Origin of the sequence: Burkholderia sp. AU32262, assembly GCF_020419985.1 — a bacterium.
Classification (GTDB): Bacteria; Pseudomonadota; Gammaproteobacteria; order Burkholderiales; family Burkholderiaceae; genus Burkholderia; species Burkholderia semiarida.
Genome location: NZ_JAIZRS010000024.1, coordinates 85,128 through 103,750 on the forward strand (window position 1 = coordinate 85,128; position 18,623 = coordinate 103,750).

The window sequence follows — 18,623 nt, forward strand, 5'->3', positions numbered from 1 at the left end:
CGGCGTCCCTTCAACCGTCCACGCGCTCCGCGATCAACGCCGCATGCGCGTGCCCGAATTCCGCTTCCGTGCCGGCGACCAGTTCCACCGCCGCGTCCACGTCGGCGGCGCGCGCGAGCCGCTCGATCTCGCGGCAACGCGCCGACAGCAAGTGCGCGCCGACGTTCGCGCTGCTCGATTTCAGCGTATGAGCGGCCAGCTTCAGCGCATCGGCGTCGCCCGCTTCGACCGCCGCCTGCATGTCGCGGATCAGCCGCGGCGCATCCGCCGTGAATTGATCGATGATCCGCGTCAGGACATCCGGGCGGCCCGGCCGCTGCAGCGCGCGCAACGCATCGAGCGCCTTATGGTCGATCACGCTTGCTTCGTCATCCGGATCGATGGCGGCGCCCCCCGTCGCTTCCGGCTTCGCTTCGACGCCGCCGCCCGTCGTTGCCGCATCGGTTCCGGTAGCCGGCGCGCACGCCGCGCCGCCGACATGGCGCGCGAGCATCTGCAGCAACGCATCGCGGCGAAACGGCTTGCCGAGATAGTCGTCCATGCCGGCGGCCAGACAGCGCTCGCGGTCGCCGCTGAGCGCATTGGCCGTCAACGCGATGACCGGCATGCGCGGCGCGCCGGCTTCGGCTTCGCGACGGCGCAACTGCCGCGTCGCCTCGAAGCCGTCGAGCCGCGGCATCTGGCAGTCCATCAGCACGACGTCGAATACGTCGTCGGCCAGGCGATTCAGCGCCTGCTCGCCGTCGTCGGCCACCGCCACCTGATAGGCGGTGTCCTCCAGCATCGCGAGCGCGATCTGCTGATTCACGACGTTGTCCTCCACCAGCAGCACGCGCGCCGAAATCGCATCGAGCGGCCGGCCCGGGCCGGCGCCGGCGTCGTCAGATAGCGGTTCCGGCGAATTCAGCCGCGGCGGCATCACGTGCATCGCCGACGCGATGGCCGTATGGAGAGCGGCGCCACGAAGCGGCTTCGTCAGCCGGGCGGCGATGTCGAGTTCGTGCGCGACCAGGACGCTGTCCATCATCTCGAACGCGGTCAGCGTGATGATCCTGAGCGCACGCAACGACGGATCGCGGCGGATGTGCTGCACGAGCGAGATGCCATCCATGCCCGGCATCCGCACGTCGACGATCGCCAGATCGAACGGCGCGCCGTCGGCGACCGCCGCGCGCAACTGCGACAGTGCGTCGTCGCCGCCGATCGCCGTGGCGACGCACAGCTGCCATTCGATCGCGTGTTCGAGCAGCACGCTGCGATCGGTCTCGCTGTCGTCCACGATCAGCACCTTCAGGCCCGCGAGCGACGGTCGTGCATCGGCTGCTACGCCGACCTCGCCGGATGCCGGCTCGAACCGGGTCGTCACGGTAAATACCGAACCCTTGCCGGGCGTCGATTCGAGCGTGAGCTCGCCGCCCATCATCTCGGCCAGCTGGCGGGAAATCACCAGACCGAGCCCGGTTCCGCCGTATTTGCGCGCGATCGAGTTGTCGGCCTGCTGGAACGGCCGGAACAACTGCGCGGCCACCTCGGGCGCGATGCCGATGCCGCTGTCGGCGATCGTGAACACGATGCGGCCGTCGTCCGAATACGATGCGCCGAGCGCGACGTGCCCGTGCTCGGTGAACTTGATCGCGTTGCCCAGCAGGTTCGTGAGCACCTGGCGCAACCGCACCGGGTCGCCGCGCATCCACTCCGGAACGGTGTCGCCGCGCCGGAACTCGAGCGCAAGCGCCTTGCGCTGCGCGTTGGGCTCCAGCAGCGCGACGACATCGTCGAGCAATTGATGCAGATTGAAATCGATGCGCTCCAGCGTCAGCTTGCCCGCCTCGATCTTCGAGAAATCCAGAATGTCGTCGATGAGGACGAGCAGCGTCTGGCCCGATCGATACACGGTGTCGACGAACTTGCGCTGCTTCGACGTCAGCCGCGTGCGCTGCAGCAGTTCGGTCATGCCGAGCACGCCGTTCATCGGCGTGCGGATCTCGTGACTCATCCGCGCGAGAAACTCCGATTTCGCCGAATTCGCGGCTTCGGCCGTGGCGATCGCCGCCTGCAACGCGACGTCGCGGCGCTCGATTTCGTCGAGCATCATGTTGAAGCCGGCAATCAGCACGGCGACTTCGTCGCTGCCTTTGTGCGTCATGCGCAACGACAAGTCGCTGCCGCTGCGAATGCGGGCCATCGTGCGCGTCAGGTTCGACAGCGGCCGCGAGATCGACGTGCCGAGCCGATGGCTGATCACCAGCCCGCCGATCGCGAGCAGGAACGATACCCCCACGATCATCAGGATCGCGGTCGCCACGGCCCGGTAGACGTCCGATACGATGCCGCGCTGCTGAAGATCGACGCGCACGGCTTCCTGCTCCGTGTAGGCCGCGAGGCGATTGGCCGTCGTGTCGACGTCCGCGACGATGCGCTGCATGGCCACGTCGTTGGACAGCATGTCGGACTTCACGGCGAGGATGCGGCGCGCGGATCCACCGAGCGCCGTGGTCAGCCCGACGACATCCTCGGCGCGCTTCGCGTTGCCCGGGCCGTCCGCGGCGAGCGCATCGCGCAGCGCGCCGGCGGATGCGGTCAGCGCGCCGATACTCTTGCGCAGTTCGTCGTCGGCGCGCTTCAGACGGTCGGCGCTGTCGCTTTGCGCGATCATGCGCAGGTCGAACGCCAATGCGTTGATGCCGCCGCTCACGACCGCCGACAGCGATGCAACCCGCGCGGCTCGCCGCCGGAATTCGATCGCGTCGTCGAGGCGCCGTCGCGCCTTGACGATCTGCAACGCGAACGGGTCCGCGATCTCCGCGAGCTTCGCGTCCAGCGCATCGAGCGACTGCAGCACCCTGTCCTCCTCCGCGCGGTAGCGGGGCGCGACGGAGGATTCGGCGAACAGGGCGCCGCGCAGCGCGACGAGGCCGTCCTGACCGTCGAGGATGTCGGCCGCCACGCGCCCCAGCGCGCTCGTCACCCCCTGTGCGGTGGCGGCATCGAGGTTCGGCGCCGCGACCGCGAGCGCATTGCGTGCGCCGTCGAGCGACGCCTGCATGCGCTCGCGCAGCGGCGCGAGCCGGTACCGGTTCGGCGCGACGTCGACGCGGCCGGCGATCGTCATGATGTCCTTGACGTTCGTGCGGACCTGATCCAGTGCATGAATCGTCCGGTTGTAGGCGGTGTTGGCCGCGAGCGCGCCGCTCACCGCCGCATCGGCATCGTCGTCCAGCCGCTCGATTTCCTTGCCGATCTCGGTCAGCAGCGTGGCGCCCCGTGCCTGCAGGCGTTCGATCAGCCGGCGCTCGGCGACGAGCTGCGCATCGCCGCGCAGGCGCTTGTCGATCCCTTCGTTCATCGAACGGAACATCGTCCGCAGGTCGGTGGACGGTTCGGCGATGCCATGCCCGTCGATCGCGCGCACGGCGGCCGTGATGCCGGCAATCCGCTGCAATTGCGTTTCGATCTCCGACGACGACTGCTGTCGCTCCGACGCATCCTGCGCGTGCTGGAGCCGGCCGAACTCCACCGCAAGTTCCGCATAGGCGCGCTGGAGTTCGTTGCTGCGCATCTGCAGCGGCAGCGATTCCGTCGTCAGCGTGCGCACGCCGGACGCGATGCCGTGCACCGCGATCAGGCTGGTCACCGAAATCGCCACCGCCCCCAGCAGCATCAGGCTGGTGCTGGTGACGAGTTTCGCCTTGATGTCCATGCAGCCCTCCAGGATCGGAATGGCTCGGCGGCCATCCGTCCGCTCATTGCGCCGGCACGACGAGCGGCGCGACGCGGCCGTGCGCGATTTCGGTGAGGAACACGTCGTTCAGCGCCTGGTGATCGTCGGTGCTCAGATTGGCCACCAGACCGCCGAGATCGAGATGCCGGATCGACTCGAGCGCCTGCTTCAGCGTCGCCCGGGTGGGTGCCGGCCCCGCGCGTTCCAGCCCGATCAGCGCGACCTTCGCGTCGAGACAACCCTCGATGTGCACCACGCCGATGTGCTCGTCCGGAAAGCGCCGCGCGATCAGCCGTGCACAGTCCCGGATCACGGGGCGCTCGCTCTGCGGCAGCGGCACGACCTGCGAGATCACCGTGCCGTTCGCTTCGTCGCCGATCAGGCGCAACAGGTCGTCGGTGCCGACGAACGACACCGCCGCGAGACGGGCCGCGAAGCCTTCGCGGTGCGCCGCGCGAATGAATGCGGCGACCGGCGTATACGGGCCGACCATGACGACGACGTCGGGCCGCGCGTCGAGTACGGCAGCGAGCCCCGTGTCGACCGCCGTCGTGCCGCGGCGAAACGTGCCGGTGGCGACGACGTCGAGGCCATGGCGGCGCAGTGCGAGTTGCGTGCCGGCCAGCACCGCGAGCCCGAAGCCGTCGTCCTGATAGAACACCGCGAAACGCTTTGCGCGGTCGTGCACGATCAAATGATCGACCAGCGCGCGCGTTTCGTCGTCATAGCTCGCCCGGATGTTGAAGACCTCCGGAATCACCGGCCTGCGCAGCGCCATCGCGCCGCTGAACGTACCGACGAGCGGGATGCCGGCATCCCGGATCATCGGCAGCACCGCGGTGGTTGTCGGCGTGCCGACATAGCCGAACAGCGCGAGGACGTTGCCCCGCTCGATCATTTCCAGCGTGTTGTCCACCGTCCGGTCGGGTTCGTAGCGGTCGTCGGCGACGACGAGATCGATTTTCCGCCCGTGCACGCCGCCGTGAGCGTTCGCGTCGTCGAATACGGCTTGCGCACCGATCAACAGCCCGCGCCCGAGGCCGGCGGAATTGCCCGACTGCGCGTTGACCATGCCCAGGCGGATCGTGTCGTCGGTCACGCCGGGTTCCGATGCAAAGCCCGCGCCCTGGCCGCTCAGTGCGGTACAGCACGCGAACAGCACCAGCACGCGCCGGCCGCCGGGACGCGCGAGCGCGTGCAGTACGTTCGAGAACCAGATGCCGGAACACATCCATGCGACTGACACACCCTCGTCCATGTTGGGCTCCCGTTCGGCACCGGTTGTTCTGATTCGATGGTGCGCCCCGCCGCATGCCCCACCGCTGCCGTGGTACGAGTCAATTAGTCATATATATAGGTGGCATCCCTTGCGACTGCAAGCCGGAGGAGCGGATCGACGCCGTTTGTCGAGAATCGTTTCGCTGGGGCGACGGAATGCGGGTGGACGCGGTCGGGCGGGATCGCCTTCCAGCATTTCGATACAGTCGTCAGTGCGGTGATTTGTTGCGGAAATCGATGCGCCAGGGCACGGCGCGGCGATCATCTCGCTCGTTGCGAGCATCGTGAACGTCGTGGCCTTGTCGTGTCCGGACCGCCCGAGCGGCAAGCGGATTTCGGGGGCGCGCACTTCGATGTCGATGTCCTCGACAACTAGTGCGCTGTGCCGTGCCCGTGACGATGGATGAATACGCGCCAGCGTTTCGGGTTGACTGCCGCGATTCGGTCCAGTTGGAATAAGCAAAGGAATGCAAAACAAATGGACGAGGCTGATGCGATTCGTCCGTGCGGTGTCTATCGACCGATGGGATGATTTCCGGCACGACGGTAGCAATGGAGTTCATCTACCTTGGATATGACATCGGTTTCCGATGCAATCTCCCGCTCTCAAGCCGTGATCCTTCAACTCGTGCGTCAAGTTTCAGAGGCCGCGCGCTCCGCTTAATACTGATCATCGGCTTCCCCCGCACTCCGTCAGCCTACTCCTGGGATACAGACTCCTGGCCGTCATTCGCGCCCATCGGAATGGGCGCGAGCCGATCACACCAAGTCAGGCCTGCTTGATGTAGAAAGTGACCGTCGCATTGTCTCCTGAGCCTCCGTCGTAACCGACTTTGTAACCGGCAGCGCTCACGGTTATCGAGTATCCGTTTCCGCCGTAATACGGGTTGTCCCAGTAGATCCGCAAGTTTTCGATACCGCCACCGTCGGCAAATTGATATTGAAGCTTCCCCTCGGTTCCGGTCATGAAGCCGTCGGAATCGCTCTCCCATTCCCCCGTTTGTCCATTCGGGATCTTCTCCGGCGGGTACGTGACCCATTCGCCATGCAGCAGATTGATCGATGCCGAGTCCAGAAACAACGTGCTGCCCGAGTTGTTTTGCAGCTTCACAACAGTGCTTCGTGCGGACATTTCGTTCTCCACAATAAAGTGTGATTACGCATCGCAGCCGTTTTTGAATGCATACCCCGCAATGCATTTCAAACATAGAACGCGAACATCGGCACCGAAAGCTGATACTTATGACAGTCGAATTTTATGGAATAGTTTAAGAAATTATTCAAACAATTGTGACATCAAAAATCACAACGTAAAAACCACAAAAATAGAATCGAGCAGCATTTGATTCGCAAAATTAACCGCATTGCTTCCTTAAAAATCGCACGAAACACCACGGTTTCATGACAACGACACCGCGCCGCGTTGAGAGCATGGCACTTCAGGTATCAAACGGTTCGCTGCGGGAGACCAACCGTGAATGGGCACTGGCAAGCGCTTGTGGCTGGCCCAGCTCCACTTTCGTGACAATCCCGCCCTGTGGATACGAAATCTGCGGCCCTGTCTTGGTGGTGTCGTGCGACCGGCTCGACATTGCGGCGTACGGCGCCATCAAAATAAGCATTTGTCAGTGAAAACTTCCGGTCTCACATGGATTTGTTGTGTTCCGGACTGACTGCAAACATCTACACGCTGCCTACAAGAGGATACCGACAGACGACGATGGGAAATTTGAAAGCCATCAGCCAACGCGCTGATTTCATTGGCCCGCCCTACACGATTCGAACGTGTGACCTACGGCTTAGAAGGCCGTTGCTCTATCCAACTGAGCTAAGGGCGGTCGGGGAGAAAAGACACGGCCGGACACGGACCGGCATTCGGCATCGGGCTCTGAGTAACGAAGCAGCAGCAACCCCGCCCACTGCCCCACGACAACTCAAACCCCCGAAACAAAACGGGCCCGGCACGAAGCCGAGCCCGAAATTATACCCGATCATCGCACCAGATCACGCGATACCGGCGCCCGCCGCGTCAAACCGGCTGCGGATGCAGCATGAACCAGCCGAGGCAGACCACCCCGGCGATCACGCAATACACGCCGAACGACGCGAGCCGGCCGCGCCCTTCGAAATAGCGCATCAGGAACCGCACGCTGAGGTACGCGGCGATCGCCGTCAGCACGCCGCCGAGCAGCGCATCGGCGAGCTGGTCGCGCGCATGGAACAGCTTCGGCAGTTCGAGCACGCCCGCGGCAAAGATGATCGGCGTGCCGAGCAGGAACGAGAATTCCGCCGCCTTCTCCGCCGTCAGCCCGGCCGCGTTGCCGGCGATCATCGTCAGCCCGCTGCGCGAGAAGCCTGGAATCAGCGCGCCGATCTGCGCGAGCCCGACGAAGAACGCCTGCTTGAACGTCATCTTCTCGGGCGGCTGGTGCGCGCGGCTACGCTGGATGCGATCGCCGAGCCACAGCAACACGCCGTTGACGATCAGCGCGATCGCAACGATCCGCAGGTCGTGAAACACGCGTTCGATGCGCTTCTCGAGCAGCAGCCCCACGATGCCGGTCGGGATCGTGCCGATGATCAGCGCCCACATCAGGTGCCCGTCGTCGTTCTTGCGACCGCCGAGCTGCGCGAAGAAACCGCCGATCAGCGCGATCCACCGCGCGCGGAAGTACCACAGCAGCGCCAACGCGGTACCGAGGTGGAGCGCGACGAGGAATGGCAACAGCTGCGGCGCATGCTTGTCGATGTGCATGCCGAACAGCGCCGGCACGAGCAGCGTATGGCCGAGGCTGCTGACGGGGAAGAGTTCGGTGACGCCCTGCAGGACGCTCAGGAATACCAGAAACCAGAGGCTCACGCGTCGGTCCTTTCAGTGAAGATTAAGCGGGAAGGAAGGCGGACGACGCGATGCGCGTCCTGAAAAACGCGCCCCGATTATGCCGAGCCAGGATTACCGCGCCAAGGCATTTGGCAGGATATTGCGGCAATGCACACAAACGCTTGCAATTTGTAAGCACTCAGAAAGCAAAAAGCCCGCCATTTGCATGGCGGGCCTGTCGGTTTCGGCAGAAATTGCCGTCAGCGGCCGAGCTGATAGAAAAATAATACGGTGCTGCCGGTAAACATGCCGAACAGTGCGATTCCCATTGCCATTGCCAGATCCATGGCCCCCTCCACGAAGTGTCATGACCCGGCAACATCACCGGTTTAGAGGCATTATCCCGACGGTTGACAGCGTTAAAAACTCGCAATTTCCCGAGAAGGGTTTTCCCGGACCGCCCGCGGCCCGATAATGGAATGCACGTTGCTCCCCTCACCCGCCCAACCCGATTCGCCATGCCGATCTTCCAGCAACACGACATTCACGAACTTCATGCCGGCCCGTCGCTCGTCCGGGTCGCCCCACAATTCGGCGGCCGCCTGCTGTCCTGGCACGTCGATGGCGAACCGGTGATCTTCTGGCCGGAAACCGCCGACTGGAGCAACCTCGCCCGCGTGCGCGGCGGCAATCCGCTGCTGTTCCCGTTCCTCGGCCGCCACCGCGTCGACGGTGAAATCGGCCGCTGGCGCGATGCCGCCGGCGTGGTCCGCGACCTGCCGATGCACGGTTTCGCGCGCGACCTGCCGTTCGATGCGCACCCGTCGGCCGACGGCGCCGCGCTGTCGATGACGCTCGACGCGAACGACGCGCTGCGCGCGAGCTACCCGTTCGATTTCCGTTTCGAAACGACCTACCGGCTGGCCGACGCGCATACGCTCGACGTCGCGCTGACGACGACCAATCGCGGCGACACGCCGCTGCCTTACTACGCCGGCCACCATTTCTACTTTGCGCTGCCGCACGGCGAGCGGGCCGATACCCTCCTCGAATTGCCGCCCACCCACCGTTGCCACCAGCGTGCCGACGGCTCGATCAGCCCGCTCGAACCGGGCGACGCCCGTTACCGTCTCGACGATGCGGACATCCTCGACCGCTTCCACTGCCTCGACGGCGAACCGTCCACGCCGGTGCGCATCGTGATGCCGGGCCGCCGCCGCACGATCGAGATCGCGCTGGACCTGCCGGGCTCGATCCCGTGGTACGCGGTCACGACGTGGACCGAAAAACCGGATTCCGACTTCTATTGCGTCGAGCCGTGGCTCGGTCTGCCCGATGCGATCCACAACGGCCGCGGGTTGCGCATGCTCGCGCCGGGCGCGACGGAAACGGCGACGCTGCGGATCCGCGTGATCCCGTTCGCCGGCTGATTCGACACGCATCGGACCGGGGCCGCTACGGCCGCGCCCGCAGCCGAAACTGCGGCGTGCGGGTCGAACCCGTTAAAATCGGACGTTTTGTGTTGCCTGCCGCGTCACGCGCGGCAGGGTTTTGCGAGGTTCAATGTTCGGAACAACAACGAAGCGACTCTTCGCAGCCGCCTGCGCCGCCCTGCTCGTCGCGTGCGGCTCCGCACCCGTCGGCCCCGGGTTCTATCGCGTCGAGCGTGGCGACACGCTGTACAAGATCGCGCGCGCGAACCGCACGTCGGTCCAGAACATCGTGCGCTGGAACCAGATGACGAACCCCGATGCGATCGAAGTCGGGCAGGTGCTGCGCGTCGCGCCGCCGCCCGGCTCGGCCACCGCATCGACGCCGTCGACCACCGGCACGGGCAGCGCGGGTCGCGCGCGGCCGGCTCCGTCCGCGCCGGTCGAATCGGCGGTGAAGCCGGCCACGAGCATTGCGCTGATCTGGCCGGCGGCCGGCAACGTGGTGCGCACGTTCGATGGCTCGAAATCGAAGGGCATCGACATCGCGAACTCGCCGGGCACGCCGGTGGTGGCGGCCGCGCCGGGCGTCGTGGTCTACGCCGGTAACGGGCTGCGCGGCTACGGCAACCTGATCATCCTGAAGCACAACGCCGATTACCTGACGGCCTACGCGCACAACCGCGCGCTGCTGGTGAAGGAAGGCCAGTCGGTCACGCAAGGGCAATCGATCGCGGAGATGGGCAACAGCGACAGCGATCGGGTCGCGCTGCATTTCGAACTGCGCTATGGCGGCCGCTCGATCGATCCGTCACGCTACCTGCCGGCGCGTTGAGCGCACGACACACGACACACGATGCCGGCGCGCATCGCGTGTCGTGACGGATAAAACGGAAAAAATCGAGTCAGCGCTTGCGCAGACGTCCGGTGAAACGGCCGGACAACGGATCGACGTGGCGGGCAAACGCCACCAGCCCGCCGATTCCAATCAGGCTGAACCCCGCAGCTATCAGAAGCAAATCCATGATCACACCACTGTTTTGTCTTGATCTTATGCGTCATTGTGGAATCGTGCACTGAGCCCCGCCTATTGGACGAGTCCGAACATTCCCTATCAGCAAACACCATTGTTGATGCGTCAGAGTGAAATCCTGATGTAAGCCGTTCACCCAGCGCCACGTTCGACACCCAGGAGACCATGCGATGCTGCCCGCCGCCGACCGCTACGACCTGCTCCTCTCCCGCTTCCGGTGGGACATTCCGGCGCGCTACAACATCGGCGTGGACGTGTGCGACAAATGGGCCGACGGCAGCGGACGCATCGCGCTGATCCACGAAACGGCGCAAGGCGACGTTTCCCGCCTCACGTTCGACGAACTGAAGCATGCTTCTAATCGGCTCGCGAACAGCTTTGCGCGCGCGGGCCTGCGGCGCGGCGACCGGATCGGCATCTTCCTCGCGCAAGGCCCTGAAACGGCCGTCGCCCATCTCGCCGCGTACAAGTTCGGCGCGATCGCGGTACCGCTCTTCACGCTGTTCGGCGTCGACGCACTGGAGTACCGGCTCGCGAACAGCGAGGCGGCCGCGCTCGTCACCGACGCGGCCGGCTACGCGAAGATCGCGCCGCTGCGCGCGCAGCTGCCGGCGCTGCATACCGTCTACTGCATCGGCGACGACGCGCCCGACACGCCCGGCGTGCTCCGCTACGACGCGGCGCTCGCCGCCGAAGCGCCGGATTTCGTGCCGGCGGATACGGCCGCCGACGATCCGGCCGTGATCATCTACACGTCCGGCACGACCGGCAAACCGAAAGGCGCGCTGCACGCGCATCGCGTGCTGCTCGGCCACTTGCCGGGCGTCGAGATGTCGCAGCAGTGCTTCCCGCGCGACGCACGCCTGTTCTGGACGCCCGCCGACTGGGCATGGATCGGCGGGCTGCTCGACGTGCTGCTGCCGTCATGGCATCACGGCGTGCCGGTGCTCGCACGTCGCTTCGAGAAATTCGACGGCGAAGCCGCGTTCGCGCTGATGGCGCGGCACGGTGTCACCCATGCGTTCCTGCCGCCCACCGCGCTGAAGCTGATGCGTGCCGTCGCGGCGCCGCGCGAACGCTACGCGCTGTCGCTGAAATCGGTCGCAAGCGGCGGCGAATCGCTCGGCACCGAACTGACGGCGTGGGGCCGCGACGCGCTCGGCGTGACGATCAACGAGTTCTACGGGCAAACCGAGTGCAACATGGTGCTGTCGTCGTGCGCGGCGCTGTTCGATGCGCAGCCCGGCGCGATCGGCAAGGCGGTGCCCGGTCACACGGTCGCGATCGTCGATGCGGACGGCACGCCGCTGCCGCCGGGCGTCGAGGGCCGCATCGCGGTGCGCCGCCCCGACCCGGTGATGTTTCTCGAATACTGGCGCAACCCCGCCGCGACGCGCGACAAGTTCGCGGGCGACTACCTGCTCACCGGCGATACGGGCACCATCGACGCCGACGGGTTCGTGCGCTTCGTCGGCCGCGACGACGACGTGATCACGAGCGCCGGTTACCGGATCGGCCCGGGTCCGATCGAGGACTGCCTGCTCACGCATCCGGCGGTGCGGATGGCGGCCGTCGTCGGCGTGCCCGACGCGACGCGTACCGAGATCGTCAAGGCGTTCGTCGTGCTGAACCCCGGCCACGTCGGCGACGACGCCCTCGTGAGCGCGCTGCAGGCACATGTGCGCACGCGGCTCGCCGCGCACGAGTATCCGCGCGCGATCGCGTTCGTCGACAGCCTGCCGATGACCGCGACCGGCAAGATCGTGCGCCGCGCGCTACGCGACGCATGAGCCGCCCGCCCGCGCTCGGCCCTCCCGACCGGATGGTTTATAGTGGCGCCACGCAGTCTTTCCAAGAAACCGATGTCCTCTGATCAACACCCCGCCGCGGGCGCGTCGCACAGCCCGCTCTACGCCAAACTCCTCGGCGAAACCGCCAAGATCGACTGGTGCGATCTCGAACGCTTCTTCGCGCAGGGCAAGCTGCTGTCGATCGCGTGCGACCTCGATCTCGTGAGCGTCGCCGAAGCAGTCGCCAACGACGATGCCGAACAGGTCACGCGCTGGCTGTCGTCCGGCCTCGTCGCGCGCATGCCGGCCGAAACGGCTGCCGACTACGCCGCGCGCAATCCGGAGCTGTGGGCGGTCGTCGTCTCGCCGTGGGTGTGCGTGCAGGAACGCGCCTGACGCGTCCGCCATGTCCGGATCCGCGGTACCGCACGGGGCCGGCAGCGCGTCGGCCGCCGTCACGCATCGGCGCGTCCTCGCGCTCGCGTTCCCGATCGTCGTCGCGAACCTGACCCAGCCGATCCTCGGCGCCGTCGACACGGCCGTCGCCGGCCACCTCGACGGCGCGCAGTATCTCGGCGGCGTCGCGCTCGGCGGGCTCTTCTTCAATTTCGTGTTCTGGGGCTTCGGCTTCCTGCGGATGGGGACGACCGGCCTCGTCGCGCAGGCGCATGGCGCCGGTGACGCCGCCGGGATCCGCCTGAACCTGCTGCGCGCGCTGATTGTCGCGTTCGCGCTCGGCGCCGCGGTGCTGGCGCTGCAGATGCCGCTGCTGTCGTTCGCGCTGTCCGCGTTCGGCGGCAGCGATGCCGTCCGCATGACAGCGCTCGCATACAGCCACGCGCGGATCTGGAGCGCGCCGTTCGCGCTCGCGAACTACGTGGTGCTCGGCTACCTGCTCGGCGTGCAGCGCGTGCGGCTCGCGCTCGTCGCGCAGGTGTTCATCAACGCGGTGAACATCGGCGCCGTGCTGCTCTACGTGTACGGCTTCGGCTGGGGTATCGCCGGCATCGGCGCCGCGACCGCCACCGCGGACGCATGCGGCTTCGCGCTCGGCGCGTGGATGCTGTGGCGGCTGCGGCCGAGCGGCCTTGCGCCGCTCGCGATGCGCGCGCTTGCCGACCGCGTCGCGCTCAAGCGGCTGATCGCGCTCAACCGCGACATCTTCCTGCGCACGCTGTGCCTGCTCGGCGCCTTCGGGTGGTTCGCGCATCTCGGCGCAAAACAGGGCGACGCGACGCTCGCCGCGAACGCGTTGCTGCTGAATTTCCAGACGTTCATGGCGTATGGCCTCGACGGCTTCGCGCATGCGGCCGAGGCGCTCGTCGGCGCGGCGGCCGGCGCGCGCGACCGCCGCGCATTTCGGCAAGCCGTACGCGTCACACTGTTCTGGTCGGCACTCGGCGCGCTGCTGTTCGCGCTCGTTTACTGGGCGGCGGGCGGCTGGATCGTCGCGCGCCTGACCGATCAGGCCGAGATCCGCGCCGTCGCGCTGCGCTACCTGCCGTGGGCCGCGATCTCGCCGATCGTGTCGGTCTGGGGCTTCCTGCTTGACGGCGTGTTCATCGGCGCCACGCAGACGCAATCGCTGATGCGCGCGATGGTCGTGTCCTTGTCGATCTTCATCGTGGCCACGCTCGCCGCCGTCGGACCGTTCGGCAATCACGGCCTGTGGTTCGCGCTACTGTTGTTCATGGCGGCGCGCGGTGCGACGCTCGCGCGCCACCTGCCGGCGCTGGTGCGGCGCATTGGCGCCGACCCGCCGGTCGCGCCCGCGGCACGCGCGTAACGGCGGGCCCGGTCGAGCGTTACTGCACCGGCTTCGGTGACGGCGCGTCGAGCATCGACGGCGGCGTCATGTCGGTCGGGACGCCGTGATAGTCGGCCGGGTCTTCCGGCGGGTGGCCACGGCGCGCCTGGCGCGGATCGCTGCTGCACGCGGCAAGGAGGGATGCGGCCAGCACGGCCAGCAGGAAACGGGTCATCAGGGAGGGCTCCGGAAAACGGCGCGCCCATCGCGCGCCGGAACCGCGCCGAGTCTAGCGGAAATCCGGTTTCGGGGTTGCGCCACGCTTGTCCTACTATGTACGCATGGCGCTGTGCCGTCGAAAGGAGGCTGCCATGTCGTCTGAGGAAATTGCGGGCCTGATCGGCCTGATCATCGGTCTGATGGTGCTGGTCGCCCTGTCGTACTTCGAATCGCGCGAATACAAGCGCAGCCACGGAGGCGAAGGGATGATCCACCACTGGATGACGGAACACCACCTGCTCGACTGGCGGCGCAAGCACTGAGCGCGCCGCTGCCGGCCGGTCCCGCCTCGGGTCGTCGCGAACGTGCCGCTCTGCGGCACGGTGATCGCTGCGTGCCGCCGAAATTATCGGGGCCGGACATGCATGCATGGACCGGACACACGAACGCCGTCGCGCGGCTAGCGTGCGACGGCGTTCGCTTGCGTGCGCCGCACCTGACCGGCGCGACGCGATTCGGACCGTTCAGCCCAGGAAGTGGCGGGCGTAGCGCGCGTTGATGTCCGACAGACGGAACAGCGTCAGGAAATCCGCGCAGTTGAAGTCGGGATCCCAGGCCGGGGCGCCGCAGATCTTCGCGCCGAGACGCAGATAACCCTTGATCAGCGGCGGCGGCGCGACGACGGTGCCCGTCTGCAGTTCGTCGACCGGCAACGCCGTGTGCGGGAACGCGCGATACTCGGGTGCCGTCAGCGCGCCTGCCGACAGCGACTGGTACAGGTTCGCCGCATAGTGGCCGCCATCGGCCATCGACACGCTCGCGCAGCCGAGCATCGTTTCGTAGCCGTTCTGCATCATGTATGCGCCTAGGCCGCCCCACAGCGCCATGATGACGGCGCCGCTCCGGTAGTCGGTGTGCACGCACGAGCGACCGACCTCGACCATCTTGCCGCGCAGATGCGTAAGGCGCGACAGGTCGAATTCGCCTTCCGCGTACAAACGGCCGACACGCGCCGCCTGGTGCGGCGGCAGCACGCGGTACGTGCCGACGACTTTCAGCGTGTCGAGATCGCGGACCAGCAGATGATCGCAATACGCGTCGAACGGATCGACGTCGAGACCGGACGGGCCGCTGACCTGCGCGCCCATCTCTTCGGCGAACACGCTGTAGCGAAGGCGCTGGGCTTCGCGCAATTCGTCTTCCGTACGCGCCCATGCGGCGCGCAGGCGATACTCCGATGTGACGGTTTCACTGGCGCGCGGCAGATGGCGCCGCGACGTGTCGAGGGGCAGCGAGGCAAAAGGGAGCGTAGGCGTCGGCAGTTCTCGCATTAGGCTTTCCTGATCGTAAGGAATAGGACGACATGCCCGCCAATGTAGTAACCGGCCGTGACCGTTATGTGGCACGACCGTGTCCTTTCAATGACGTGTCGCCGAATTGACTTTAGCAGAAAGCTTGCAAAACCGTATGACCAATCCCTTCAAACCTGCTCAGTCGGGCTTTACACCAGTTCGGGCGTCAGTACCGCCCGCAGCACGGCCTGCGGGCTGCCGTCGCGCGTGCGGCTCGCCAGCCACACGATTCCGCCCTTCCTGACGCTCCAGCCGTCGTCGCCGCCGGCGACGAGCTGCGCGGCGACGCTGCCGAGCGTCGGCTGGTGGCCGACGATCACGACCGTCGGCGCGATGCCTTCCGGCCAGCCGGCCGCCGTGAGCACGTCGTCGACGCTGCCGCCCGGCGCGAGCGCGTCGACGGTCCGGTACTGGTCAGTCAGCGCCTCGACGGTCTGCACGGTGCGCGCCGCCGGGCTCGCGAGAATCACGGTATTCGTCTCGAGGCGGCCGCGCAGCCATTTGGCCATCGCCTGCGCGTCCTTGCGGCCGCGCACGGTCAACTGGCGCGCGAGATCGCTCGTCGCGTAGTCTTCGGCTTCGGCGTGGCGCCACAGGATCAGGTTCATCATGATGTTCTCCTTGCGTCGGCAGGCGGCCGCACGCGAATGCCTGCGGGGCGGCCGATCATCAAGGGAATTGTCGCAAATCGTGGCAGATTCGCCGCCGCGGCATTTACCCGCATATCGTGATTGACCGAATCGGTCGTTCAACGTTATTATCTCTGGCTCGTCGGAGCGTAGCGCAGCCTGGTAGCGCATCTGATTTGGGATCAGAGGGTCGAAGGTTCGAATCCTTTCGCTCCGACCAAAGGAATCAAGGGGTTATGGACTTTTGGTCTGTAACCCCTTTCTATTTTCGCCCCGCCGTTACCGCCGTGTTACCGGAAAACACCCCGAACACGGCCGGACATCAACGGTTTGGTCCGAACTCTAACGAAGCTTGCGCCTTCTAGACTGCGCTCCGCCGACGTTCGCGATCATTCTATTTGACGACGGATCTGCCTGTGAGCGCGTCGCGCAACCGACACACACGAGAACGCAGCGCGGCTGCGGAAGATGCATGCTCGCGCGCCAACTCCCCATATGAAACGCCTGCAGCCCCACCAGTGAGGAGTTCCCAGTCCGGTTCGCGCAACATCGCAGCAAGACGCGCAAGCTCCTTGCGAGCATGAACCGCATCGTCCAATGATGAAGCTCCGGAACCGGATTCCGGTTTGTCGTCACTGGTATTGGGCAAACAGGGCCCCGCTGCTACCGCATGCGCACGACGAAGAAGTGCCGCACGGTGCCGGTCTTGGCGTGCAGCGGACGCAGCTACGCGCAAAAACTCGGCTTCGTCGACGGACCCCGGCACAAAGTCGGGTTGCAAAATTACGCTGAGCGCTTCTTCAAGCGCTGCCGCCTGAGCTGTGCAGTTGGTGGAAGAAAGCTTATGTTGGAGACGTTCGTACGCCTCCCAAGAGGGCGGGATATACGCCATGATCGAACCCCTTTTGTGCAGACAGTGTTGCCCGCGGTTGGGTTGAAGAAATACGCTGACCCCTTCCGATTCGCGTTCTTACCGGGGGCAGGTCACACGTGATCAGCATGTATGCGCGCGGCATGAGCGTGCGCGAGATTCAGGGCCATCTGCTGGAGCTGTACGGGTTGCAGGTGTCGCCCGACCTGATTTCCACGGTTACCGACGAGGTGCTGGCCGACGTCGAGCAATGGCAGCAACGCCCGCTCGAAGCGATGTATCCGATCGTGTACTTTGATGCGCTGCGGCTGAAGATCCGCGACGAGGGCACGGTCAAGAACAAGGCGGTCTATCTGGCGCTGGGCATCCGCGCCGACGGTCGCAAGGAAGTGCTGGGTTTGTGGATCGAGCAAACCGAAGGCGCCAAGTTCTGGCTGAAGGTCTTCAACGAGCTGAAGAACCGCGGTTTGCACGACATCCTGATCGCGGTGGTCGACGGTTTGCGCGGCTTTCCCGAAGCGATCGAGGCGGTCTATCCGGCCGCCCAAATCCAGACCTGCATCGTGCATCTGATCCGCAATTCGTCGAATCTGGCGAGCTGGAAGGACCGCAAGCCGCTGGCTGCCGCGATCAAGCCGATCTATCAGGCCGCCACGGCCGAGGCGGCGGCAGCGGCGCTCGACGCCTTTGCGCAGAGCGAATGGGGTCGCAAATTCCCGACCGTCGCGGCCATGTGGCAGCGCCAATGGGAACAGGTGATTCCCTTCTTTGCCTATCCGCCCGAGGTGCGTCGAATCGTATATACGACAAACGCTATCGAGAGCATGCACATGCAGTTGCGTAAGATCGTCAAGAACCGCGGCCACTTCCCGAGCGACGAAGCCGCCAGCAAACTGTTGTATCTGGCCTTGCGCAACATCGAAAAGGATTGGAAGATGCCGCCTATCACCTGGCGGCAAGCCGTCAATCAGTTCGCCATTCTGTTCGGCGAGCGATTCACCGCCGCCATCAGCTGAGGATTTTTTAACCGACCTCAGCACACGAAATTCCTGACACGTCCGGCGTATCGAGTACAACACCGAGCGGCCTCATAGTTCGCTCGGCTATCTGACGCCTGCGCAGTTCGCGCGGGCGCACGATGCAAAGCAGCAGTTTTTAACCTCGGACTCTAACTGCAGTTCGGACTAAAACCGGGGGCAGGTCAAAGCCTCGTTAACCGACGCGGCGACATGTTGATGGAAGCGATGACGCTTCATCGTCGATTTCCCTATGCCGTGCTTGGTGCGCTCTTCTTTTTCGACAAGGGTGCTGCAACTGACAATACGAAGACACGTCGCTCGACGTTTGACAACGCTCACGCACGCCTCCAGTTATTTACCGGACGATCGGACCCAGCAGGCCGCGAAGAGCAATTCGAGAAATTTTATATCCTATTGCTTGAAGCATCGCCCTCTAGCGCCGAAATTCAGGCCTATGAGGTTGGGAAGAAAGATCAGCAAATTCCTCTTGAAAATATACTGAACGAGTTGTTGCAGTTGGCAGCACAACGAAATCCAGACTTCTATGAGTTCGTAGACGGCAAACTAGTCAGAGCGAGCTGAACGTGGGGCGAAACCACTGCCCCTACGTCGTAGTAGAAACACTGGCCGATACTGACGAAAATGTGATCGCGCCCCAGAAGCTGTCGGCCACCAGCGTCGAACAGCTTCGAATCTCCCAAGTCACCTGAAGC

Annotated in this window: 14 protein-coding genes, 2 tRNA genes and 2 pseudogenes; 10 read left to right on the top strand and 8 right to left on the bottom strand. The window is 65.2% G+C overall.

Annotated elements, in window-relative coordinates:
- Nucleotides 1–10: 10 nt before the first annotated feature.
- From LGN10_RS25680 to LGN10_RS25700, 5 genes are all read right to left on the bottom strand, one after another.
- A complete protein-coding gene (locus LGN10_RS25680; RefSeq protein WP_226225440.1) occupies nucleotides 11–3,700 on the bottom strand; it encodes a response regulator in 3,690 nt (1,229 codons plus the stop codon).
- Between the two features lie 43 nt (nucleotides 3,701–3,743).
- Nucleotides 3,744–4,979, bottom strand: coding sequence for an ABC transporter substrate-binding protein (locus tag LGN10_RS25685; protein ID WP_226225442.1), 1,236 nt, complete (start codon nucleotides 4,977–4,979; stop codon nucleotides 3,744–3,746).
- Nucleotides 4,980–5,768: 789 nt separating this feature from the next.
- The gene (locus tag LGN10_RS25690) at nucleotides 5,769–6,131 is read right to left on the bottom strand and encodes an aegerolysin family protein (protein WP_059574313.1); all 363 of its coding nucleotides are present in this window, start codon (nucleotides 6,129–6,131) and stop codon (nucleotides 5,769–5,771) included.
- A gap of 629 nt (nucleotides 6,132–6,760) precedes the next feature.
- Nucleotides 6,761–6,837, bottom strand: a tRNA-Arg gene (locus LGN10_RS25695).
- Between the two features lie 191 nt (nucleotides 6,838–7,028).
- Nucleotides 7,029–7,859 (bottom strand): undecaprenyl-diphosphate phosphatase, encoded by an 831-nt coding sequence (locus LGN10_RS25700; RefSeq protein WP_059644280.1) that lies wholly within the window; start codon nucleotides 7,857–7,859, stop codon nucleotides 7,029–7,031.
- Nucleotides 7,860–8,338: 479 nt separating this feature from the next.
- Here LGN10_RS25700 and LGN10_RS25705 point away from each other — a divergent pair, with 479 nt between their 5' ends.
- The 5 genes from LGN10_RS25705 to LGN10_RS25725 all read left to right on the top strand — a co-directional run bounded on the left by LGN10_RS25705 (nucleotide 8,339) and on the right by LGN10_RS25725 (nucleotide 13,859).
- The gene (locus LGN10_RS25705; protein ID WP_226225444.1) at nucleotides 8,339–9,250 is read left to right on the top strand and encodes an aldose epimerase; all 912 of its coding nucleotides are present in this window, start codon (nucleotides 8,339–8,341) and stop codon (nucleotides 9,248–9,250) included.
- Nucleotides 9,251–9,383: 133 nt separating this feature from the next.
- A complete protein-coding gene (locus LGN10_RS25710) occupies nucleotides 9,384–10,085 on the top strand; it encodes a peptidoglycan DD-metalloendopeptidase family protein (protein ID WP_059573851.1) in 702 nt (233 codons plus the stop codon).
- 368 nt (nucleotides 10,086–10,453) lie between these two features.
- Nucleotides 10,454–12,073, top strand: a complete 1,620-nt coding sequence (locus LGN10_RS25715; protein WP_124658928.1) for an acyl-CoA synthetase — start codon at nucleotides 10,454–10,456, stop codon at nucleotides 12,071–12,073.
- A 72-nt stretch (nucleotides 12,074–12,145) separates the two neighbouring features.
- Nucleotides 12,146–12,469: a DUF2288 domain-containing protein gene (locus LGN10_RS25720; protein ID WP_226225446.1), complete on the top strand. Its 324-nt coding sequence runs from the start codon at nucleotides 12,146–12,148 to the stop codon at nucleotides 12,467–12,469.
- A 10-nt stretch (nucleotides 12,470–12,479) separates the two neighbouring features.
- Nucleotides 12,480–13,859, top strand: coding sequence for an MATE family efflux transporter (locus LGN10_RS25725; protein WP_226225448.1), 1,380 nt, complete (start codon nucleotides 12,480–12,482; stop codon nucleotides 13,857–13,859).
- Nucleotides 13,860–13,878: 19 nt separating this feature from the next.
- Here the strand turns inward: LGN10_RS25725 and LGN10_RS25730 are convergent, their stop codons facing one another.
- Entirely contained in the window at nucleotides 13,879–14,055 is a 177-nt protein-coding gene (locus LGN10_RS25730; protein ID WP_181035414.1) for a hypothetical protein, read from the bottom strand.
- A gap of 136 nt (nucleotides 14,056–14,191) precedes the next feature.
- Between LGN10_RS25730 and LGN10_RS25735 the strand changes: the two genes are divergently transcribed.
- On the top strand, nucleotides 14,192–14,362 hold the full coding sequence (locus LGN10_RS25735) for a hypothetical protein (RefSeq protein ID WP_167351607.1): 171 nt from the start codon (nucleotides 14,192–14,194) through the stop codon (nucleotides 14,360–14,362).
- A 201-nt stretch (nucleotides 14,363–14,563) separates the two neighbouring features.
- Here LGN10_RS25735 and LGN10_RS25740 read toward each other — a convergent pair whose 3' ends face one another.
- Complete coding sequence (locus LGN10_RS25740) at nucleotides 14,564–15,370, bottom strand: GNAT family N-acetyltransferase (protein WP_059644266.1); 807 nt, start codon at nucleotides 15,368–15,370, stop codon at nucleotides 14,564–14,566.
- A 170-nt stretch (nucleotides 15,371–15,540) separates the two neighbouring features.
- A complete protein-coding gene (gene sixA / locus LGN10_RS25745) occupies nucleotides 15,541–16,002 on the bottom strand; it encodes a phosphohistidine phosphatase SixA (RefSeq protein WP_059644263.1) in 462 nt (153 codons plus the stop codon).
- Between the two features lie 161 nt (nucleotides 16,003–16,163).
- Between sixA and LGN10_RS25750 the strand changes: the two genes are divergently transcribed.
- The 4 genes and pseudogenes from LGN10_RS25750 (at nucleotide 16,164) to LGN10_RS25765 (ending at nucleotide 18,492) form a co-directional block, all read left to right on the top strand.
- Nucleotides 16,164–16,240: transfer RNA gene (locus LGN10_RS25750), tRNA-Pro, on the top strand.
- Between the two features lie 743 nt (nucleotides 16,241–16,983).
- Nucleotides 16,984–17,907: pseudogene (locus LGN10_RS25755) on the top strand (IS256 family transposase); the annotation flags it as partial.
- Between the two features lie 46 nt (nucleotides 17,908–17,953).
- Nucleotides 17,954–18,079: pseudogene (locus LGN10_RS33840) on the top strand (integrase core domain-containing protein); the annotation flags it as partial.
- A gap of 47 nt (nucleotides 18,080–18,126) precedes the next feature.
- Nucleotides 18,127–18,492 (top strand): hypothetical protein, encoded by a 366-nt coding sequence (locus LGN10_RS25765; protein ID WP_226225450.1) that lies wholly within the window; start codon nucleotides 18,127–18,129, stop codon nucleotides 18,490–18,492.
- The last annotated feature ends 131 nt before the right edge of the window (nucleotides 18,493–18,623 follow it).

Excerpts from the sequence above, each read along its gene's own strand:
- LGN10_RS25690 (WP_059574313.1), bottom strand. The coding sequence starts at position 6,131 with ATGTCCGCACGAAGCACTGTTGTGAAGCTGCAAAACAACTCGGGCAGC.
- LGN10_RS25730 (WP_181035414.1), bottom strand. The coding sequence starts at position 14,055 with ATGACCCGTTTCCTGCTGGCCGTGCTGGCCGCATCCCTCCTTGCCGCG.
- LGN10_RS25710 (WP_059573851.1), top strand. The coding sequence starts at position 9,384 with ATGTTCGGAACAACAACGAAGCGACTCTTCGCAGCCGCCTGCGCCGCC.
- LGN10_RS25740 (WP_059644266.1), bottom strand. The coding sequence starts at position 15,370 with ATGCGAGAACTGCCGACGCCTACGCTCCCTTTTGCCTCGCTGCCCCTC.
- LGN10_RS25725 (WP_226225448.1), top strand. The coding sequence starts at position 12,480 with ATGTCCGGATCCGCGGTACCGCACGGGGCCGGCAGCGCGTCGGCCGCC.
- LGN10_RS25705 (WP_226225444.1), top strand. The coding sequence starts at position 8,339 with ATGCCGATCTTCCAGCAACACGACATTCACGAACTTCATGCCGGCCCG.
- LGN10_RS25715 (WP_124658928.1), top strand. The coding sequence starts at position 10,454 with ATGCTGCCCGCCGCCGACCGCTACGACCTGCTCCTCTCCCGCTTCCGG.
- LGN10_RS25680 (WP_226225440.1), bottom strand. The coding sequence starts at position 3,700 with ATGGACATCAAGGCGAAACTCGTCACCAGCACCAGCCTGATGCTGCTG.
- sixA (WP_059644263.1), bottom strand. The coding sequence starts at position 16,002 with ATGATGAACCTGATCCTGTGGCGCCACGCCGAAGCCGAAGACTACGCG.
- LGN10_RS25765 (WP_226225450.1), top strand. The coding sequence starts at position 18,127 with ATGGAAGCGATGACGCTTCATCGTCGATTTCCCTATGCCGTGCTTGGT.
- LGN10_RS25685 (WP_226225442.1), bottom strand. The coding sequence starts at position 4,979 with ATGGACGAGGGTGTGTCAGTCGCATGGATGTGTTCCGGCATCTGGTTC.
- LGN10_RS25735 (WP_167351607.1), top strand. The coding sequence starts at position 14,192 with ATGTCGTCTGAGGAAATTGCGGGCCTGATCGGCCTGATCATCGGTCTG.
- LGN10_RS25720 (WP_226225446.1), top strand. The coding sequence starts at position 12,146 with ATGTCCTCTGATCAACACCCCGCCGCGGGCGCGTCGCACAGCCCGCTC.